This is a genomic window from Pseudomonas syringae, assembly GCF_001698815.1.
Classification (GTDB): Bacteria; Pseudomonadota; Gammaproteobacteria; order Pseudomonadales; family Pseudomonadaceae; genus Aquipseudomonas; species Aquipseudomonas syringae_A.
The window spans coordinates 69993-90610 of sequence record NZ_LGSI01000065.1; the positions used below are offsets into that span (position 1 = coordinate 69993).

17 protein-coding genes are annotated in these 20618 nt (G+C 60.6%); 5 read left to right on the forward strand and 12 right to left on the reverse strand.

Annotated elements, in window-relative coordinates; translation table 11 throughout:
- Positions 1-32: 32 nt before the first annotated feature.
- The 4 genes from AFK24_RS22055 to AFK24_RS22070 form a co-directional block, all read right to left on the reverse strand.
- Entirely contained in the window at positions 33-518 is a 486-nt protein-coding gene (locus AFK24_RS22055; RefSeq protein ID WP_065835246.1) for a YMGG-like glycine zipper-containing protein, read from the reverse strand.
- A gap of 901 nt (positions 519-1419) precedes the next feature.
- Entirely contained in the window at positions 1420-3750 is a 2331-nt protein-coding gene (locus tag AFK24_RS22060; protein WP_170826380.1) for an FdhF/YdeP family oxidoreductase, read from the reverse strand.
- A 2-nt stretch (positions 3751-3752) separates the two neighbouring features.
- Positions 3753-4592, reverse strand: coding sequence for a formate dehydrogenase accessory sulfurtransferase FdhD (gene fdhD, locus AFK24_RS22065; protein WP_065835248.1), 840 nt, complete (start codon positions 4590-4592; stop codon positions 3753-3755).
- A 101-nt stretch (positions 4593-4693) separates the two neighbouring features.
- Positions 4694-5581 carry a LysR family transcriptional regulator gene (locus AFK24_RS22070; protein ID WP_065835249.1) on the reverse strand — a complete coding sequence of 296 codons (888 nt, stop codon included), beginning with the start codon at positions 5579-5581 and terminating at the stop codon, positions 4694-4696.
- Positions 5582-5729: 148 nt separating this feature from the next.
- Here AFK24_RS22070 and lysM point away from each other — a divergent pair, with 148 nt between their 5' ends.
- Positions 5730-6179, forward strand: coding sequence for a peptidoglycan-binding protein LysM (gene lysM / locus AFK24_RS22075; RefSeq protein ID WP_065835250.1), 450 nt, complete (start codon positions 5730-5732; stop codon positions 6177-6179).
- 218 nt (positions 6180-6397) lie between these two features.
- On the opposite strand, the gene yrfG is transcribed toward lysM, so the two are convergent.
- On the reverse strand, positions 6398-7060 hold the full coding sequence (gene yrfG / locus AFK24_RS22080) for a GMP/IMP nucleotidase (protein WP_065835251.1): 663 nt from the start codon (positions 7058-7060) through the stop codon (positions 6398-6400).
- 96 nt (positions 7061-7156) lie between these two features.
- Between yrfG and nudE the strand changes: the two genes are divergently transcribed.
- The gene (gene nudE / locus AFK24_RS22085; RefSeq protein ID WP_065835252.1) at positions 7157-7723 is read left to right on the forward strand and encodes an ADP compounds hydrolase NudE; all 567 of its coding nucleotides are present in this window, start codon (positions 7157-7159) and stop codon (positions 7721-7723) included.
- Positions 7720-8562, forward strand: a complete 843-nt coding sequence (gene cysQ, locus AFK24_RS22090) for a 3'(2'),5'-bisphosphate nucleotidase CysQ (protein WP_065835253.1) — start codon at positions 7720-7722, stop codon at positions 8560-8562. Before nudE ends, cysQ begins: the two co-directional genes overlap by 4 nt.
- A 137-nt stretch (positions 8563-8699) precedes the next feature.
- On the opposite strand, the gene AFK24_RS22095 is transcribed toward cysQ, so the two are convergent.
- The 7 genes from AFK24_RS22095 to rfbB form a co-directional block, all read right to left on the reverse strand.
- Positions 8700-9167 carry a thioesterase domain-containing protein gene (locus AFK24_RS22095; protein ID WP_065835254.1) on the reverse strand — a complete coding sequence of 156 codons (468 nt, stop codon included), beginning with the start codon at positions 9165-9167 and terminating at the stop codon, positions 8700-8702.
- The gene (locus AFK24_RS22100; protein ID WP_065835255.1) at positions 9164-10540 is read right to left on the reverse strand and encodes a sigma-54-dependent transcriptional regulator; all 1377 of its coding nucleotides are present in this window, start codon (positions 10538-10540) and stop codon (positions 9164-9166) included. The genes AFK24_RS22095 and AFK24_RS22100 overlap by 4 nt, the downstream gene beginning before the upstream one ends.
- Positions 10537-12351 carry a sensor histidine kinase gene (locus AFK24_RS22105; RefSeq protein ID WP_065835256.1) on the reverse strand — a complete coding sequence of 605 codons (1815 nt, stop codon included), beginning with the start codon at positions 12349-12351 and terminating at the stop codon, positions 10537-10539. The genes AFK24_RS22100 and AFK24_RS22105 overlap by 4 nt, the downstream gene beginning before the upstream one ends.
- A gap of 177 nt (positions 12352-12528) precedes the next feature.
- The gene (rfbD, locus tag AFK24_RS22110) at positions 12529-13422 is read right to left on the reverse strand and encodes a dTDP-4-dehydrorhamnose reductase (protein WP_065835257.1); all 894 of its coding nucleotides are present in this window, start codon (positions 13420-13422) and stop codon (positions 12529-12531) included.
- A complete protein-coding gene (rfbC, locus tag AFK24_RS22115; protein WP_065835258.1) occupies positions 13419-13967 on the reverse strand; it encodes a dTDP-4-dehydrorhamnose 3,5-epimerase in 549 nt (182 codons plus the stop codon). Before rfbC ends, rfbD begins: the two co-directional genes overlap by 4 nt.
- Positions 13964-14839 carry a glucose-1-phosphate thymidylyltransferase RfbA gene (rfbA, locus tag AFK24_RS22120; protein ID WP_065835259.1) on the reverse strand — a complete coding sequence of 292 codons (876 nt, stop codon included), beginning with the start codon at positions 14837-14839 and terminating at the stop codon, positions 13964-13966. The genes rfbC and rfbA overlap by 4 nt, the downstream gene beginning before the upstream one ends.
- Complete coding sequence (gene rfbB, locus AFK24_RS22125; RefSeq protein WP_065835260.1) at positions 14836-15918, reverse strand: dTDP-glucose 4,6-dehydratase; 1083 nt, start codon at positions 15916-15918, stop codon at positions 14836-14838. Before rfbB ends, rfbA begins: the two co-directional genes overlap by 4 nt.
- 288 nt (positions 15919-16206) lie before the next feature.
- Between rfbB and AFK24_RS22130 the strand changes: the two genes are divergently transcribed.
- Both AFK24_RS22130 and aguA read left to right on the forward strand, forming a co-directional pair.
- Complete coding sequence (locus AFK24_RS22130; RefSeq protein ID WP_065835261.1) at positions 16207-19119, forward strand: aminotransferase; 2913 nt, start codon at positions 16207-16209, stop codon at positions 19117-19119.
- Between the two features lie 260 nt (positions 19120-19379).
- On the forward strand, positions 19380-20486 hold the full coding sequence (gene aguA / locus AFK24_RS22135) for an agmatine deiminase (RefSeq protein ID WP_065835262.1): 1107 nt from the start codon (positions 19380-19382) through the stop codon (positions 20484-20486).
- Positions 20487-20618: the final 132 nt, after the last annotated feature.

Sequence of the window (20618 nt, forward strand, 5' to 3'; positions counted from 1 at the left end):
CCCGTGCTGGATATAACGCGTTAACTGATCAATTAACGGTGACGATAGTCGCGATGGTTTTTGCGATGACCGTAAGCGTGACCGCGCGGACCATGGCCACGATCATAGTGGCGGCGATCATCGCCACGGTAGCGACGATCCGAACGCTCGTCGTTACGGCTTTCGTTGCCCATATAGTTACCCAGCGCACCACCTGCGCCGCCACCTGCGGCTGCGCCGACCAGGCTGCCGGTGTTACCACCGACGCTACGGCCGATCACGTTACCGCCTGCTGCGCCCAGACCGCCACCGATGGCGGCTTCTGTACGGTTACGACGGTCCGCACCCACGGCCGCGCCACCTGCGCCGCCCAGGCCAGCGCCAATCGCTGCACCTGTGCTGCCGCCTATTTGTTGGCCGACGACTGAACCGAGTACCCCACCCAATGCTCCGCCCACACCGGATTCGAGCGTACCGCCTGCAGAGGCGAAACCACTGGCCAGAGTGAGTGACAACAACAGAATCGAGGAATACTTCATGTAAGGAACCTCATAGGGATGACGGCGCGATCCTGAGGTCAAGTGAAGAGTGTGGCAATGTAATTCCGACGAGTAACACGACTGACACACATATCGCTAAGTTACTGTTTTCACTAAGGAACTTAAAGTCGTTTTGACAGTCTGAGGTTACTTGATCAAGGCCCGTTTCTCGCGAAACGGGCCTTTTTTTGGAACTCGCCATGGTTCGTTGGGGCAAGACTTGCCCACGAAGGTTATCCCTCAACGGGGAAAGGTAGGACCGGACTTGTCCGGGAAGGCGTCTGCGCAGGCACCGGGCCGGGTCAGGCTAAATGATGCTGGCCAATTCAACGCCATCGGGGACAAGTCCCCTCCTACCGGGTTGTGTATGACTCGGTAGGACCAGACTTGTCCGGGAAGGCGTCGGCGCTGGCGCCGGATTGGGTCAGGGGCAATGATGCTGGGCAATCTGACGTCATCGGGGACAAGTCCCCTCCTACCGGGTTGTGCATGGGATTCGGTAGGACCGGACTTGTCCGGGAAGGCATAGGCGCTGGCACCGGGTTGGGTCAGGGTCAATGATGTTGGTCAATCTGACGCCATCGGGGACAAGTCCCCTCCTACCGGGTTTCATGGATTCGGTAGGACCGGACTTGTCCGGGAAGGCGTCGGCGCTGGCACCGGGTTGGGTCAGGGTCAATGATGTTGGTCAATCTGACGCCATCGGGGACAAGTCCCCTCCTACCGGGTTGTGTATGACTCGGTAGGACCGGACTTGTCCGGGAAGGCGTCGGCGCTGGCACCGGGTTGGGTCAGGGCCAATGATGCTGGGTAATCTGATGCCATCGGGGACAAGTCCCCTCCTACCGGGTTGTGTATGGCTCGGTAGGACCGGACTTGTCCGGGAAGGCGTGGAGTTCAATCAAACAATCCGCGCCGACTCACTGGCCCGTTCAAGACGAATCGCCACAAACTTCGAGGTCGGCGTGCTGCTGCCGTCGCCGATGCTTTCCAGCGGTACCAGCGGGTTAACTTCCGGGTAATAGGCAGCCGCTTGTCCAGCCGGAATGTCGAAGGCCAGCAGAGTGAAGCCTTTGACGCGACGCTCGCGGTTGTCGCCCCAGATCGAGATCAGGTCGGCCTTTTGTCCCGGCTGGAAGCCCAGACGGATGATGTCGGCTTCGTTGACGAACAACACGTCGCGCTGACCTTTGACGCCGCGATAACGGTCGTCCAGGCCATAAATCGTGGTGTTGTACTGATCGTGGGAGCGCATCGATTGCATGATCAGGTCCGGAATCTGTCCGGTTGAACGCACGCTTTCATGCACCAGATCCAGCGGCAGCACGTTGGCCTTGAAGTTGGCGCGCGTGGTTGGCGTGTTCCAGCGACGCGAACCCGCCGCGTTACCGAGGTAGAAACCGCCCGGATTTTTCACTCGCTCATTGAAGTCCTTGAAGCCCGGAATCGTGTCGGCGATCAGGTCGCGAATACGGCTGTAATCTTCCACCAGCCACAGCCAGTCCACCGGTTGCTTGCCCAGCGTCGCGTTGGCGATACCGGCAATAATGGCCGGCTCTGATTTCATGAGCGAAGACAATGGGTCCAGCTGGCCGTTGGAGCCGTGGACCATGCTGAACGAATCTTCCACGGTGACCGCTTGCGGGCCGTTGGCCTGCTTGTCGATGTCGGTGCGGCCATAGCACGGCAGAATCAGCGCTTCCTTGCCGTGGGTAAGGTGGCTGCGGTTGAGCTTGGTGCTGATCTGTACCGTCAGGTCGCAATTGCCCAGCGCGGCAACGGTGCGCGTGCTGTCCGGTGTGGCCTGGGCAAAGTTGCCGCCCAGACCGATGAAGACTTTGGCGCGGCCTTCAGCCATGGCGTGAATCGCTTCCACCACGTTGTGGCCGTTTTCACGCGGGACCTTGAACTGGAAACGCTTTTCCAGTGCATCCAGGAAGAACGCCGGTGGGCGCTCGTTGATGCCCATGGTGCGGTCGCCCTGCACGTTACTGTGGCCGCGCACCGGGCACAGACCTGCGCCGGGACGGCCAATGTTGCCGCGCAGCAGCATCAGGTTGGCGACTTCCTGGATGGTCGGCACCGAATGGCGATGCTGGGTGATGCCCATCGCCCAGCACATGATCACGTTCTTGCCTTTGGCGTACATGCGCGCCGCTTGCTCGATGTCGCTCAAGGGTAGGCCGGACTGTTCGACAATCGATTCCCACGAAGTGTCGTCGATGGCCGCGAGGTAATCGAGCACGCCGTGCGTGTGTTCGTTGAGGAAGGCGTGATCAAAGACCAGCGGCGCATTGGCGGCCTGGGCTTCGCGCTCCCATTGCAGCAGGAACTTGGCCATGCCGCGCAGCAACGCCATGTCGCCGCCCAGATCCGGACGGAAGTAAGCGGTGTTGGTCGGACGGTCACCGTTGGTGAGCATCTCGATCGGGTGCTGCGGATTCTGGAAACGTTCCAGGCCACGTTCTTTGAGCGGGTTGACGCAGACCACTTGAGCGCCGCGTTTTACCGCTTCGCGCAGGGGTTCGAGCATGCGTGGGTGGTTGGTACCCGGGTTTTGGCCGAGGACGAAAATCGCATCGGCGTGTTCGAAGTCATCGAAGGTTACCGTGCCTTTGCCGACGCCCACGCTTTGCGACAACGCTACGCCACTGGCTTCGTGGCACATGTTCGAGCAGTCGGGGAAGTTGTTGGTGCCGAAGGCGCGCACGAACAGCTGATACAGATACGCGGCTTCGTTGCTCGCCCGACCCGAGGTATAGAACTCGGCCATGTTCGGGCTTGGCAGCGCTTTCAGGTGTTTGGCGATCAGGGCGAACGCGTTGTCCCAGCTGATCGGCTTGTAGCGATCACTTTCGGCGTCGTAGGTCATCGGCTCGGTCAGGCGGCCTTGATATTCAAGCCAGTAATCACTTTGCTCGCGCAATGCGCTGACGCTGTAGCGGGCGAAGAACGAAGCATCGACGCGGCGTTTGGTGGCTTCCCAGTTGACTGCCTTGGCGCCGTTCTCGCAGAACTTGACCATGCCGCTTTCCGGCGAATCACCCCACGCGCAACCCGGGCAGTCGAAACCGCCATTCTGGTTGGTCTTGAGCATCATGCGCAGGTTTTTCAGGGCGTTGTCGCTGGACAGCCAGTGATGAGTCACGCTGATCAATGCGCCCCAACCGCCGGCCGCACCTTTGTACGGCTTGTAGCGCGGGACCGGTTTGTTGTCGGCTTCTTTATGCATGCTCACGCTTGATTCTCCATCGCAGGGCTGTAGACCCGCGGCGCACTGTGCTGCGGCAGGTGAATTAGATTCAGGTTATGACGGCGCGCCCATTGCAGGGCCAGGCCGGTGGGTGACGACAGGCTGACCAGCGTCTGAATGCCAGCGCGCAGGACTTTCTGGATCAGCTCCAGGCTGCAACGACTGGTGACAATAGCGGTGCCGCCCGCCATGGGGATTTCCCGACGGACCAGCGCGCCGATCAATTTATCCAGCGCGTTGTGGCGACCAATGTCTTCCCGGCCCAGCAGCAGCTGGCCGTGGTTGTCCATGAAAACCGCCGCGTGCACGGCGCCGCAATGCTGGCCAAGGGGCTGGAACTCGCCGATGCGCTGGCGCAGGCCGTCCAGCCATTCAATGGGCGGCAACGGCGCGCCGGGTAATACGTTCAATTCGGGTAAGGCTTGCTCTACCGCTTCCACGCCGCACAAACCGCAGCCGCTGGTGCCGGCCATTTGGCGGCGCTGCTGCTTGAGGTTCCAGAACGCACGGCTGGCGATTTCAACTTCGGCCTGTTGCGCCGATCCGCAGCCACTGAGTTTGATGTCATAGATTTCGTCGGGCGAAGCGACGATGCCGCTGGCCAGACTGAAACCGACGACGAAATCTTCAAGATCGGTAGGGCTGACCAACATGACGGCCTGGCTGATGCCGTTGAAGGCAATCGCCAAAGCGACTTCTTCGGCCAGCTCGGTGCGTGCTGATTCTTCGCGCGCAAGGTTCGAGTAGTTGTAGGACTGGCTTGCGTCGGGCGCGGGCGAGTGTTGAGCGGGCGCCGTGCTGACCTTGCGCTTGGCGTGCATGGGAAAGTACCGGCAGAGTGACATCTAGAATGTCCCTAGCGTAGGCCTCTCGTCCGATAACGTCTAATCGCTTGTTCTGATGCTCCGATAGATGACGTCGATCAATGCTCTTCGTTGATTTTCTGGTATAGCGCCAGGCACGCTTCGGCCAGTGCCGAACGCGGGGCGCTGCGGCGCATGATCAAGCCCAGCCGCGCGAGGGTGCGGGCGTCGTCGATGGGGTGCAGGCGCAGGTGTTCGGTGAGGTTTTCCAGCCCGCCGTCCAGCGGCATGATCGCGCAGCAGAAGCCGCCGTGCACCGCTTGCAGCAATTGATGGACGGCATCGGTCTGCAATAACGGATGAGGTTGCAGGCCGCGACTGTGGAAGTTGTGATCGATGGACTGGCGAAAATGCATACCGCTGGTCAGCAGGCCCAGCGGCAATTCGATCAGGTCCGCCCAACTCAGAGCGGGTGTCTTGAAGTTGTAATACCGTTGGTCGTAAAGCAAGCCCATGCGGGTTTCGGCCAACTCCAGCGCATCGAAGCGTTCGGTGTCCAGGCGTTCCAGATACGAAACACCCAGATCGATCCGATTGCTCGCCAGCTGTTCGAGGATCTGCTCGGAACTCAGCGCCGACAGCTCGAAACGCAGGTTCGGGTGTGTTTCATGCAGGCGTTGCAGCAGTGGCAGCGGGTCGAAGCTCGACAACGGCACCACGCCCAGCCGCAGCGTACCTACCAGATTCCCGCGACAGGCGGCGGCCTCGGCCTGCAAGCCGTCGTAGGCCGCCAGTACCGTGCGCGCCCAGGCCAGCACGCGCTCGCCGGGTGCAGTGAAACCTTCAAAGCGCTGGCCGCGATTGACCAGTGGCAGATCCAGTTCTTCTTCAAGGTTGCGCAGGCGCATGGACAAGGTGGGCTGGGTGATATTGCACCGGGCGGCGGCCTGGCCGAAGTGTCGGGTTTCGTCCAGGGCAATCAGGAATTTTAGTTGTTTGATGTCCATCGGCGCTCCACTGCGCAATGCAAGCGGCTGATTCTAGCCTGTCGGGCCGTCAGATGGGCGGATGGCAATTAGTCGGAACAAACGGCGAAGGAGCTGGTTCGAACTATCGTTATCTATTCACACCAACGATAAGCATGGAGAAGCATCGATGAGCATTTTTAGTTTCTTGAAAGAAGCCGGCGAAAAGATTCTGGACGCGATCACGCCAGGCGATGCCAACGCTTCCGATGAAGCGTTGAAAAAACACATCTCCGCAGTAGGTCTGGGCAATCCGAACATTCAGACCACAGTTGAAGGCAGTACTGTGACTGTCACCGGTGAGGCGGCCAGCCAGGAAGAGAAAGAGAAGATTCTGCTGACGCTGGGCAACATCAGCGGCGTGGAAAAAGTCGACGACCAGATGACCATCGCCGCTGGCGCTGTGACAGTTATTGCGGCCAGGTTCGTCACGGTCAAGTCGGGCGACACCCTGAGTGCCATCTCCAAGCGTGAGTATGGCGACCCGAACAAGTATCAGAAAATCTTCGAGGCCAATAAGCCGATGCTCAAGCATCCGGACAAGATCTATCCGGGGCAGGAGTTGCGGATTCCTGAGTAAGGTTTAGCCACGGCAGGCCTTTGGAGCAAGGCTTGCTGTAGGACCGGCTTTAGCCGGGAGGGCAATTGACGCCTTCGCGACTAAAGTCGCTCCTACGGCCGATTCGCGGGCAAGCCTCNCTTTAGCCGGGAGGGCAATTGACGCCTTCGCGACTAAAGTCGCTCCTACGGCCGATTCGCGGGCAAGCCTCGCTCCAACGAGATGGCATTCGGTGCTTGTTACAACCCCGTTATCAACTCCCGATAATCCTTCAGCGCGTCAAATTCCTCGGTGTCCTTCGGCCCTTTCTGGCTGTTGGGTTCGCTGACGGCCAATAAATGGGCGATGCCGAAGTTTCGGGCGCTGCGCAGGATGGGCAGCGTGTCGTCGATAAACAGGCTGCGCGCCGGGTCGAAGGCGATATCGGCTTGAAGCGCATCCCAGAACTGCGGGTTTTCCTTGGGGAAGCCATAGTCATGAGAACTGATCAGCCGCTCGAAATACGGCGCCAGCTCGATGCGCTCCATCTTCAGCGACAACGAATCGCGGTGCGCGTTGGTGATCATGATCACGCGCTTGCCGGCCTGTTTGATGGCGGCCAGAAACGTCTCGGCATCCTGGCGCAGGGCAATCAGGTGCGCGGTTTCCAGTTTCAGCTCGCGGATCGACAGCTTCAGCTCCGCGCTCCAGAAGTCCAGGCAGTACCAATTGAGCGTGCCGGCGTTATTTTCAAACAGCGGTTTCATCTCCAGCAGCGCCATTGCGTGGCTGATGCCGTGTAACTCGGCATAGCGCGCAGGCAAGTGCTGCAGCCAGAAATGTTCGTCGTAATGCAGGTCCAGCAGCGTGCCGTCCATATCCAGCAGAACGGTGTCGATGTCGCGCCAAGGCATAGAAGGCATTCGGGCCTCTCGGGTTCATGAATTGCATAAGCATATCCGACACAGACAATCGGAAAAGCCACGGTATAGTACGCCGTCAACGCAAAGGAGCCCGTCATGCGCCAGAAACCCACCGTACTTGCCCGCGAGATCGTCGCCAGTAGCCGCTTGTTCCGCGTCGAAGAGCTGCAGTTGCGCTTTGCCAACGGCGTCGAGCGTACCTACGAACGTCTGGTCGGTCGAGGCACCAGCTACGGCGCGGTCATGATCGTTGCGATGCTGGATGCCGATCATGCGGTATTGATCGAAGAGTATTGCGGCGGCACCGATGAATACGAGTTGTCGTTGCCCAAGGGCCTGATCGAGCCGGGCGAAGACGTCTTGGCCGCAGCCAACCGCGAGCTCAAGGAAGAAGCCGGTTATGGCGCGCATCAGCTGGAACACCTGACCGAGCTGTCGTTGTCGCCGGGCTATATGAGCCAGAAAATCCAGGTGGTGCTGGCCACCGATCTTTACGAAGAGCGTCTGGAAGGCGATGAGCCCGAGCCAATGCGTGTCGACAAGGTCAACCTGCGCGAGCTGTCGAGTCTGATCGAGCACCCGCAGTTCAGCGAGGGTCGAGCCCTGGCTGCGCTGTACCTGGTGCGCGACCTGCTGACCCAGCGAGGATTGTTCCTGCCATGATCAACACTCTCGATAATTTGCCGCATCCGCTGCTCGCACCGGTCATCAAGCTGGCCCGACTGGCGGGTGAAGTCATCCTGCCGTACTGGCGCGCCAACGTCACCGTGACCTCCAAGTCCGACGATTCGCCGGTCACCGCCGCCGACCTGGCTGCGCACCATTTGCTGGTCGAAGGCTTGCAGGCGCTGGCACCGGACATTCACGTGTTGTCCGAAGAGGGCGCCGACATCCCGCTGAGCGAGCGTGCGAGTTGGGAGCGCTGGTGGCTGGTCGATCCGCTGGATGGCACCAAGGAATTTATTTCCGGCAGCGAAGAGTTCACCGTCAACGTCGCGCTGATCGAGCGCGGTCGCGTGGTGTTCGGTGTGGTGTCGATGCCCACCAACAACCGCTGCTACTTTGGCGGCGCGGGTCTGGGCGCGTGGCGCAGCGACGATGACGACCACATCTCGCCGATCAGCGTGCGTACCGAGCCGGGTGAAGGTCACGACTTCACGGTGGTCGCCAGCCGCCGCCACACCAGCGCCGAACAGGAACGTCTGCTGGCCGGACTGTCCGCTGCGATGGGCCATCTGCAGTTGACCAATATCGGCAGCTCGCTGAAGTTCTGTCTAGTGGCCGAAGGCGCTGCCGACTGTTATCCACGCCTGGCCCCGACTTCGCAATGGGACACGGCTGCTGCCCAAGGTGTGCTGGAAGGTGCCGGCGGGGAAGTGGTGGAATTATCCGGCGAGGCGTTCAGTTATCCGGCGCGGGAATCACTGCTCAACCCGTTCTTCGTGGCGCTGCCCGCCGAGGCCGCGTGGCGGGAGAAACTGCTGGATCTGGCGAGATCATAAGCAAACCGTTGGAGCGAGGCTTGCCCGCGAATCGGCCGTAGGAGCGACTGTAGGAGCGACTTTAGTCGCGAGCCACTCAAAATTGCCCTCCCGGCTAAAGCCGCTCCTACACCAAGCCTCCAACAGGGCGGTGGTTACTACCGATGCAACACAAACTGCCCGACAAACCTCACCGCTTCGGCTTCGCTGTCTGGTGCACAGATACGCGTTGGTAACGTCAGGCGCGCGCGGCCGCGTCGTTGGTAGGTGGCGAGGAATTTGTCCCAGAGCGCAGCATCCGGCGCGTCGCAAATCGCTACCGCATCGCCGCGTACCGGCAGCGGATAACTGATCTGTCCGTCCTGGATCACGATGTGCCCGTCGCGGATACCGACTTCGCGCAGACGCAGGTGCAGCCAGCCCCAGCCCGCCAGCACCGCGCCGCAATACAGGCTGCCGCCGAACATCGTGCTCTTGTGATTGATATTCGGCTCAAGGGGCAGGTGCAGGCGCAATTGCCGGTTTTGCCAGCTCAGGACTTTCACGCCCATCTCCCGGGTCAGCGGGATGTCGTGGTGCAGCACGTGTTCCAGGTAATCAGCCTGATCAAGAGAGTCGTGGTTCATTCCGCATCCTCGGTGTTGCTGCCACTGTCGCCAAAACTCAGACCGTGTTTGCGCAGCTTGTCGTGCAAGGTTTTGCGCGGCAGGCCGAGGGCTTCGGCGAGGCTCCGTACCGAGCTGTGCGGACGCGCCAGTTCGGCGGCAATCAGCGCCCGCTCGAAGCTCTCGACCTGCTCGCTCAGGCCGCCGCCGCTGGCGGGCATGGTCGGCACATCGTTGCCCTCCAGCGCCAGTTCCAGACCCAGCGCGAAACGCTCGGCGGCGTTTTGCAGCTCGCGCACATTGCCCGGCCAGGTATGACGCAACAGCAGGGCGCGATGTCCCGGTTGCAGTTCATGCCTGGGCAGGCCATGGCGCATGCTCGCCGCATCGGCGTAGTGCTGGAATAACATCAGCGCATCCTCGCCCCGTTCGCGCAGTGGCGGAATGCGCAGCGGCGCGACGTTCAGACGGTAATACAAGTCGGCCCGGAAGCGGCCCTGGTCGGCCGCCTGCCGTAAATCTTCCTTGGTCGCGGCGATCACCCGGATATCCAGCGCGATCTGCTGATTGCCGCCCAGGCGTTCGACGACACGTTCCTGCAGCAGGCGCAGCAGCTTGACCTGCACGTCCAAACTCATGCTTTCGATTTCATCGAGGAACAGCGTGCCACCGTTGGCGAACTCGAACTTGCCGATCCGGCGTTTTTGCGCGCCGGTGAAAGCGCCCGGTTCGTGGCCGAACAGTTCGCTCTCGACCACGGATTCGGCCAACGCCCCGGCATTGATCGCCACAAACGGCCCGCTGCGGCGGTTGGACAAATCATGCAGCGCCCGGGCGACCACTTCTTTGCCTGCGCCGGTTTCGCCAAGGATCAGCACGTCGGCCCTGGTGGCCGCCAGCGCGCCGATCTGTTCACGCAGGCGCAGCATGGGCGCGGACTGGCCAACCAGTCGCGTACTTAATTGCTGGCGATCGCTCAAAGCCAGACGCAGGCTGCGGTTGTCCAGCACCAGACGCCGCAACGCCAGGGCGCGGCGCACGCTGTCGAGCAGGGCATCGCTGGCGAAGGGTTTCTCCAGAAAATCATAGGCCCCGGCACGCATGGCCTGCACCGCCAGCGGCACATCGCCGTGACCGGTAATCAGCAAAACGGGCAGTTCCGGGTCCTGACTGTGCAGTTGGCTCAGCAGTTCAAGGCCGTCCATGCCCGGCATGCGGATATCGCTGACCACCACGCCGGGCCAGTCACGACCGACGCGACCCGCCAGACCATTGGCTTCGGTCAGGGTCAATACCTTGAGGCCCGCCAGATCCAGCGTCTGGCTCAAGGCCTGGCGCAGGTGCGGGTCGTCGTCGATCAGCACTACCTGGATCTGGCTGTCGATGGCGGTCATGCGGAAAGATCCTCGGGCGGTTGAAGGCTGACGCCGGACGCGCCGGCACGCAGGCGCAAGGTTAGCAAGGCGCCGCCGCTGGGATGATTGGCGAACAACAACTCACCGCCCAGCGCGCGCATCAGCGTATCGCAGATTGCCAGACCAAGGCCCAGCCCCTGCGTACGCGTCTTCGTGGTGAAAAAGGGTTCGCGGGCGTGGGCCAGTGCTTCCTGGGAAAACCCCGGGCCGTTATCGCGAATGAACAGGTTGACGCCTTCCGGAGTTTGTTCGGCACTTAACCAGAGTTTGCGCGGCGGACCTTTTTCGGTCAGGGCGTCCAGCGCGTTGGCCAGCAGGTTACCCAATACCTGGCGCAAACGGGTTTCCCCGGCCTGAACCCACAGCGTGGCGTCCGGCAAATCGCGGATCAGTTCCACTTCCATGGCGCGTCGGCGTTTGGCCAGCAGCGCCAGCGCGTCATCCAGCGCCGGTTGCAGGGCAACGCTTTCCGGCGCGTGGCGATCACGTCGGGCGAAAGCGCGCAGGTGGGCAATGATCGAGGCCATGCGCCCGGTCAGTTCGCTGATCAGTTTGAGGTTGCCCCGCGCGTCATCGGTGCGCCCGTGGTCGAGCAGCACTTCGGCGTTTTCCGCGTAGCTGCGAATGGCCGCCAGGGGTTGATTGAGTTCATGGCTGATGCTGGCGGACATGGTGCCCAGCGCTGACAGTTTGCTGGCCTGCACCAGTTCATCCTGAGCGCGCACCAGTTCCTGCTGCGCTTGTTCGCGCTCCAGCACTTCCTGTTTGAGCCGACTGTTGAGGCCTTCCAGATCGCTGGTGCGCTCGATCACTCGTACTTCCAGCTCGCGGCGAGCCTTGGCTTCAAAGGCGATGCGGTCCAGATAATGGCGACGGCGCTGGATCATGATGCCCAACAGCAACATCACCACCAACAAGGTCGCGCCGCCGACTGCGACCACCGTGCGTACCGGTCGGTCGATCAAGGCGCGCGGGGCGAGGATATTGACGCTCCAGCCGGTTTCATCGATGTGCTGGGTCTGCGTCAGCCAGGCCTTTTCGTTGAGCAGCAATGGACGCGGATCGCGGGTTGGATAAGGCTGGATGGCGACGATCGCCTGTTTTTCCTCTTCGCTCAGGGCGCGGGTGGCACGGAAACGCCATTCCGGATTCGAGGTCAGAATGACCACGCCGTTGTGGTCGGTGAGCAGCAATTGTTCGGGCGTCTTGCCCCACAAGGTTTCGGTGTGGTCCAGATCGACCTTCACCACCAGCGCGCCGATGACCTGGTTTTCGTTGCGCACCGCCGAGGCGAAAAAGTACCCACGTTTGCCCGAGGTGGTGCCCAGTCCGAAGAAGCGCCCGAGATTGCCGGCCATCGCGTCGTTGAAATAAGGCCGGAAGGCAAAGTTGCGGCCAAGGAAACTGTCGCGCTTGTCCCAATTCGACGCGGCCAGCGTGGTGCCATCCGGGCCCATGAGGTACATGACTTCAGCGCCGGTCTGACGACAGATTTCCTGGAGCAGCAGATTGGCGGCGTTGATCGTCGGGGCATCCTGAGGCGCCGCCAATGCCGCGCGCAAGGCAGGTAGCTGGCTGAGAATCTGCGGCAAGGTTTCGTAACGGTGCAGCGTGCCCAACAGGTTGGCCACGTACAGATCCAGCGTCTGGCGGTTCTGGCTGATCAGCTCGTTACGGTAATAGCGCTCGGCCAGATGCTCCAGCGGCCACAACAAAGGCGCCAGCAAGATCGCCAAAAGCGCCAGGCTGCGCCAGCGGGGACGGGGCGGAAGTTTGGAGGTGGTGATCATGATGAATGCGCCAGACAATGGGAGCGCCTGGCCTGTGCAGACGTCGTAGGAGCGGATTTATCCGCGAGGGCAATGGTGTAGATGTTACATCTGCGTCAGATGTACCAATGGCCTCGCGGATAAATCCGCTCCTACGGACCCGAAAGCAGCAGGCATGTGCCGGAACCGGCATTATGCCTAACGCTGCTCGCTCAGGCACTCCAGCAATGCGCTGTGCCAGTCGGTTTGTTGCACACCCCATTCGCGTTGCAGTCGGCTGCAATCCAGTCGCGAGTTGAGCGGGCGCGGGGCGGGGGTTGGGTAGGCAGAGGACGGGATGGGGTGCAGCGTCGCGCATTTCTTGCCGTTTTTGATCAGTTCCTGACCAATCGCCTCGGCAAAACCGAACCACGAGGTCTCACCGCTGGCGGTCAGGTGATACGTGCCCCAAGCGCCGGGATTGCCATTACGCCAGCGTTCGATCAACTGCCGCGTGCTCTGGGCGATGGTGCCCGCCCAGGTCGGTGCGCCGATCTGATCGGCGACGACGTTCAATTCGTCGCGTTCCTGCAACAAGCGCTGCATGGTCAGCAGAAAGTTGCGCCCGACGGCGGAGTACACCCAGCTGGTGCGCAAAATCAAATGCTGCCCGCCGATGGCGCTGATCGCCTGTTCGCCGGTCCATTTGCTGGCACCGTAGATGCTCAGGGGATTGGCTTCATCTTCTTCTGTATAGGGCGATTGCTTGCTGCCATCGAACACGTAATCGGTGGAGTAATGAATCAGCGGGATGCCCAGCTCTTCGGCCTGCTGGGCAAAAACGCCCGCTGACATCGAGTTGATCTGAAACGCCGCCGTCGCATCGGTTTCCGCCTGATCGACTGCGGTGTAGGCGGCCGCATTGATGATCAGGTCTGGTTGCACGGCCTGAACCCGATCAATCACCGCCAATGGATCGTTCAGGTCCAGCTGGTCACGGCCCAGCACCACCAGTTCGCCCAGGTCCGCCAGGCTTTTCTGCAAGGCTTGGGAGACTTGGCCATGTTGGCCGGAAATCAGGATTTTCAGCGGTTTTTCGGCGCGATCGGTCATGGGAAAAGATCAGCCTCCTTCAGACTTTTTGCATTCTGGTCCTTGGCCGACATCTGCGGCTGCTTGCCGTCCAGCTCCCAGTCGATACCAAGGTCCGGGTCATCCCAGCGGATGCAGCGTTCTGCGGCCGGGGTGTAGTAATCGGTGGTCTTGTACAGAAATTCTGCGTAGTCGCTGAGCACCACGAAACCATGGGCAAAACCCGGCGGCACCCACAACTGGCGGAAATTCTCGGCGGACAGCTTCACGCCGACCCACTTGCCGAAGGTCGGCGAACTGCGGCGGATGTCCACGGCAATATCCAGCACTTCACCCGCCGTCACACGCACCAGTTTTCCCTGGGCGTGTTCGATCTGGTAATGCAGGCCGCGCAATACGCCCTTGGCGGAGCGTGAGTGGTTGTCCTGCACGAATTGGGTGTCCAGGCCGGTGGCGTCTTCGAACGCCTTGGCATTGAAACTTTCATAGAAGAACCCCCGTTCATCACCGAACACACGCGGCTCGATGATGATGACTTCAGGCACTTCACACGCAATCACATTCACTGATTTTCCCCCGCAAGCTTGAACAGGTATTGGCCGTAACCGGTCTTGCCGAAATAGTCGGCGCGGGCAAGCAGATGGGCGCGATCCACCCAGCCGTTCTGATAAGCGATTTCTTCGAGGCAGGCGACTTTCAGGCCCTGGCGATGTTCGATGGTCTGCACGTATTGCGACGCATCGAGCAGGCTGTCGTGGGTGCCGGTGTCGAGCCAGGCAAAACCGCGCCCGAAACGTTCGACGCGCAGGTCGCCGCGTTCCAGATAGGCGTTGTTCACGTCAGTGATTTCCAGCTCGCCGCGTGGCGATGGCTTGACGTCCTTGGCGATCTGGATCACTTCGTTGTCGTAGAAATACAAGCCGGTCACCGCGTAGCTTGACTTCGGATGCTTGGGTTTCTCTTCGATGGACAGCGCGCGGCCCTCGTCGTCGAAATCGATCACGCCAAAGCGCTCCGGGTCCTTGACCCAATAGCCGAACACCGTCGCGCCTTCGGTGTGGGCCGCGGCTTTTTGCAGCTGCTCGCTGAAGTGCTGACCGTGGAAGATGTTGTCGCCCAAGATCAGGCACACCGAGTCGTCGCCGATGAATTCTTCGCCAATCAAAAACGCCTGGGCCAGGCCATCGGGTTTAGGTTGCTCGGCGTAGTGGAAATTGACCCCGAACTGACGGCCGTCACCCAGCAGATTGCGGTACTGCGGCAAATCCTGAGGCGTGGAAATGATCAGGATTTCGCGAATACCGGTCAGCATCAGCACCGAGATCGGGTAATAGATCATTGGTTTGTCGTAGATGGGCAACAGCTGTTTGGAGACGCCCAGAGTGATGGGGTGCAGGCGTGTGCCCGACCCGCCTGCCAGAACGATTCCCTTGGTCATGCGATCAGATCCTTATGGTTGGTGAAGCCCAGTCGTTGGCCCTGATAGCTGCCGTCCTGCACTCTGCGGCACCATTCCAGGTTGTCGAGATACCATTGCACGGTTTTGCGCAGCCCTGATTCGAACGTCTCCTGCGGCGTCCAGCCCAACTCGCGCTCGATCTTGCCGGCATCGATGGCATAGCGTAGATCGTGGCCCGGACGATCCAATACGTAGGTAATCAGGTCGGCAAAATTCGTCACGCCAGCGGGGTGCTCTGGCGCCAGCTCTTCGAGCAGGGCGCAAATGCTGCGCACCACGTCGATATTCTTCTGTTCGTTGTGGCCGCCAATGTTGTAGGTCTCGCCGACCACACCTTCAGTCACGACCTTGAGCAGCGCCCGGGCGTGATCCTCGACAAACAGCCAGTCGCGCACTTGCAGGCCGTTGCCATACACCGGCAGCGGCTTGCCGGCGAGGGCGTTGAGGGTCACCAGCGGGATCAGCTTCTCAGGGAAGTGAAACGGGCCGTAGTTGTTCGAGCAATTGGTGACCACCACCGGCAAGCCGTAGGTGCGATGCCAGGCGCGGACCAGATGATCGGACGCCGCCTTGCTGGCCGAATAGGGCGAGCTGGGCGCATAGGGCGTGGTTTCGGTGAACAGGTCATCGACGCCGTGCAGGTCGCCATACACTTCGTCGGTGGAAATATGATGGAAGCGAAACGCTGCGCGCTCGGCTTCCGGCAGCTTGAGCCAGTAACCGCGCACAGCTTCCAGCAGGCTGTAAGTGCCGACGATATTGGTCTGAATGAATTCCGCGGGACCGTCGATGGAGCGGTCGACATGGGATTCCGCAGCCAGATGCATGATGGCGTGCGGCGCAAAGCGCTCAAGCACGGCACTGACCTGGGCCTGATCGCAGATGTCGGCCTGCACGAACTCATAGCGGGTATTGGTCGCGATGCTGGCCAGCGATTCGAGATTGCCGGCATAGGTCAATTTGTCGAAATTAAGCACATCGTGTTCGGTGTTCTGGATCAGATGACGGATCAGCGCCGAGCCGATAAAGCCCGCACCGCCAGTTACAAGTATTCGCATGAGCTGGCCTTCTTCCTTGTTGGTCGTAAGACGTATGGAGCATAGCTTGTGGGCGTGAGCAGGCCCGCGCAAGCAGCATCAAGCAAGAATGGTCGCTTGGGTCATGAAAAGAATTGATTGGCCCCCGGCGCTTGCGTCATAAAACCGGCGATGGCGATTCTACGGCGTCCTTATTGGTGTCGTTAATCCGACGCAACTATAGTTGTGGGTCAAAGCACTCAAGCCACGCCTGATTCGCCCTCGTCGGCCGGGCCAGGCAGCCCGCTCCAACACTATTTGAGGTTGTTCATGCCCCTCGCCACGTTGATTCGCCGTTCCAGCCTGCCATGTCCGGAAATCACCACAGAGCAGGCGTTGCAACTGCTCGATCAACATTACGGCCTGAGCGGCACGTTGAAGGCGTTGGGCAGTCAGCAGGACCGCAATTTCCTGCTCGACACCGGCAGTCGCCGCTACGTCCTGAAAATCTGCCACGGCGCGTATTCGCCTGCCGAATTGCAGGCTCAACACGCAGCGCTGGGGCATCTGGCGGCACACTCGCAGGTTCGCGTGCCGGGCGTGGTCAGCAGCAAAAATGCCGAGCAGCTGCTGTCGCTGGAAATCGACGCAAAGCCTGTGCATGTGCGCCTGCTGGAGTTTATCGACGGGCAGTCACTCAGCCATCTGGCGCATCTGCCGACTGAAGTCGTGGTCGGCCTTGGCGAACTGTGCGCTCAGGTTGATCAAGCGCTGGCATGCTTCGAACATCCGGGGCTGGAGCGCATCCTGCAATGGGATCCTCGGCATGCGATGGCGCTGATCAAGCACTTGTTACCCGTGATTGAAGACGCCGATAACCGCGCCTGTATCGCCGAAGCGGCCGAGCAGGCGCAGGATCGTTTGCTACCTCTGATTGGCGCATTGCCGTTGCAGGCCGTGCATCTGGATATCACTGAATACAACGTGGTCTGGGCTCGTGACGCACAGCGTCAATGGCAGTTGCAGGGTTTGATCGACTTCGGCGATCTGGTCACGACCTGGCGCATTGCGGACCTTTCCGTTACGTGCGCGGCGCTGCTGCACCACGCTGACGGCGATCCGCTGTATATCCTGCCGGCGATTCGCGCCTACCACGCGATCAATCCCTTGCAGCGTGAAGAGTTGCAGGCACTTTGGCCGCTGATCGTCGCACGTTCGGCGGTGTTGGTCCTCAGCAGTGAACAGCAGGCCAGGGTCGAACCGGACAACGCGTACATTCAGGCCAATATCGACAGCGAATGGGGCATCTTCGATCTCGCCACTTCCGTGCCGATTGCCCTGATGGAAGCGGCGATTCTCGCGGCGCTGGGCATGGCGACGGCCAAGGCCCCAGAGCCGATTTATTTCCCGTTGCTGCCGAGCATGATCGGCCGGGAATTCCGCCTGGTGGATCTGGGCGTGCTGAGCGAGCATTTCGTCGCTGGCAATTGGCAGCAGGATGGCATCGACGAGCAAATGTTGATGCAGGCCGCGCAGGCAACAGGTCAGGCGTCGAGCCGTTTCGGGGAGTATCGCCTGTCGCGCACTCTGGTTGACAGTGCGAAGCAGCCCGAAACCTGCGCCTTGCACGTGGAATTGAGCCTGCCGCATGACATCCCGTTGCATGCGCCATTCAACTGCAGCGTGCGCAGGACCGCCGATGCCGCGCTGTTGCTGGTTGGCGATGAGATGAGCCTGCGTGTGTGGGGTGTTGCTTCGGGCCTTGCATCCGGACAAAAGCTGGCCGCTGGTGACGAAATCGGTCAAAGCGCCGGTTCGTTGATCGTGCAGCTTTGTTCGGTGCCCGAACTGAGCCCGCCATTATTCGCCACGCCATCCTGGGTCGATGCGTGGCGTGCGTTGTGCCCGTCGCCTTCGACGTTGCTGGGTTTCCCCTGCGATGCGCCGCCGCTGCCGGATTCGACGGGGTTGCTGGCGCGTCGCGATGCCAGCTTTGCCCGCTCGCAAAAGCATTATTACCAGTCGCCGCCGCACATCGAGCGCGGCTGGCGCAATCATCTGATCGACATGCAAGGCCGTTCCTATCTGGACATGCTCAACAACGTTGCGGTCCTCGGCCATGGCCATCCGCGCATGGCGGCCGAAGCGGGTCGGCAATGGTCGCTGCTCAACACCAATTCGCGCTTTCATTACGCTGCCATCGCCGAATTTTCCGAACGCCTGCTGGAACTGGCGCCGGAAGGCATGGATCGAGTGTTTCTGGTCAACAGCGGTACCGAAGCCTGCGACCTGGCGATTCGTCTGGCCTGGGCGTTCAGTGGTGGGCGCGACATGCTCTGCGTGCTGGAGGCCTACCACGGCTGGTCAGTGGCGGCGGATGCGGTTTCCACGTCCATCGCGGATAACCCGCAAGCCTTGAGCACCCGGCCGGACTGGGTACATCCGGTCACGGCACCGAACAGCTATCGCGGTGAGTTTCGCGGCCCGGACAGCGCACCGCACTATGTACGCAGTGTCGAGCAGGTTTTGCAGCAGTTGGCTGCGCAACAGCGGCAGGTGGCGGGTTTTATCTGCGAGCCGGTTTACGGCAACGCCGGAGGGATTTCCTTGCCGCCAGGTTACTTGCAGCAGGTTTACCAGAAGGTCCGGGAGCAGGGCGGCGTGTGCATCGCCGATGAGGTGCAGGTCGGTTATGGCCGGTTGGGCCGTTACTTCTGGGGTTTCGAAGAGCAGGGCGTTGTTCCGGACATCATCACCATGGCCAAAGGCATGGGCAACGGCCAGCCGCTGGGCGCGGTGATCACCTGCCGGGAAATCGCCGAGGCGCTGGAAGCCGAGGGTTATTTCTTCTCGTCAGCCGGAGGAAGCCCGGTCAGCTGTCGCATCGGCATGGCGGTGCTCGATGTGATGAAAGAGGAAAAGCTGTGGGAAAACGCTGAAATTGTCGGCGGACATTTCAAGGCGCGGCTGGAGGCTCTGATCGATCAGCATCCGTTGGTGGGCGCGGTACACGGCATGGGTTTCTATCTGGGCGTCGAACTGGTGCGTGATCGCCAGACCCTGGAACCGGCCACCGAAGAAACCGCCTATTTATGTGAGCGCCTGCGGGAACTGGGCGTTTTCATGCAGCCCACCGGCGACTACCTGAACATCCTCAAAATCAAACCGCCGATGGTCACCACCCGGCAAAGTGTGGATTTCTTTGTGGATATGGTGTCGAAGGTGCTGGCAGAGCTGGCCTAGAACCCGTTGGAGCGAGCCTTGCCCGCGAATCAAGGCGATACGGTCCGTCAGACAAACCGTGTAAATACCTTCGCGGGCAAGCCTCACTCCAACGTTTTTTGTCAGATTAATATCTGATTAATCCTGTGATTTTGTTAGCTGATGACGGGATAAACACTTTTAAACCCGATTTTTATCCGCTATAAAGGCGTCCAGATTGTCATGGCACGCCTGCTATGGTGAGAAGCCCTTTCTACGACGGTTCGCTGGAGTCCTGAATTATGACAACGCTCAATAGCACGCCACGCGCCGACGGCTTTTACATGCCGGCCGAATGGGCGCCGCAGACCCAGACCTGGATGGTCTGGCCCGAGCGCCCGGACAACTGGCGCCTGGGCGGCAAACCGGTGCAGACCGCTCACGTCGCGGTGGCCAAAGCCATCGCGCGTTTCGAGCCGGTGACCGTTGCCGTTTCCGCCGCGCAATACGATAACGCCCGCGCGCGACTCGATGTGCCGAACATTCGCGTCGTGGAAATCAGCAGCGACGACGCCTGGGTGCGCGACACCGGCCCGACCTTCGTCATCAATGACCACGGCCAGGTGCGCGGCGTGGACTGGGACTTCAACGCCTGGGGCGGTTTCGACGGCGGGTTGTATTCGCCATGGAACCGGGACTCCCAGCTGGCGAGCAAGGTTCTGGAAATCGAGCGCTGCCCGCGTTACCAGACCAAGGGTTTCGTGCTTGAAGGCGGCTCGATCCACGTTGATGGCGAGGGCACGCTGATCACCACCGAAGAGTGCCTGCTCAATCGCAATCGCAACCCGCACCTGTCCCGCGCAGAGATCGAAACCGTGCTCAGCGACAACCTGGCGGTCGACAAGATCATCTGGTTGCCGGACGGCCTGTTTAACGACGAAACGGATGGACACGTCGATAACTTCTGCTGCTATGTGCGCCCCGGCGAAGTGCTACTGGCCTGGACAGATGATCCTAAAGACCCCAACTATTCACGCTGCCACGCGGCATTGAGTATTTTGGAAAACAATCGGGATGCCCAAGGTCGGGCATTCATCGTGCACAAGATGCCGATTCCCGGCCCATTGTTCGCCACGCATGAAGAATGCGCAGGCGTTGATCAGGTGCACGGCAGTCAGGAACGCAACCCTTCGGTGCGTCTGGCCGGTTCCTATGTGAATTTCCTGATCGTGAACGGCGGGATTATCGCCCCAAGCTTCGACGATCCACTGGACGAAACAGCACGAAAAATCCTGCAAACGTTGTTCCCCGAGCATGAAGTGGTGATGGTTCCAGGCCGCGAGTTACTGTTGGGCGGCGGCAATATTCACTGCCTGACCCAGCAGCAACCGGCCCCGCATCGGGTCTGAATTGTAGGACGATATTTCAGTTCGGACACACAGTTGGTCCCGATCTTGCTCTCACTAGCCCATCACCCGATGGGCTTTTTTATGGGTCGCGGTTTGCTGGTCTATGCTTTTGGATAGATCTGTAACGAAGTG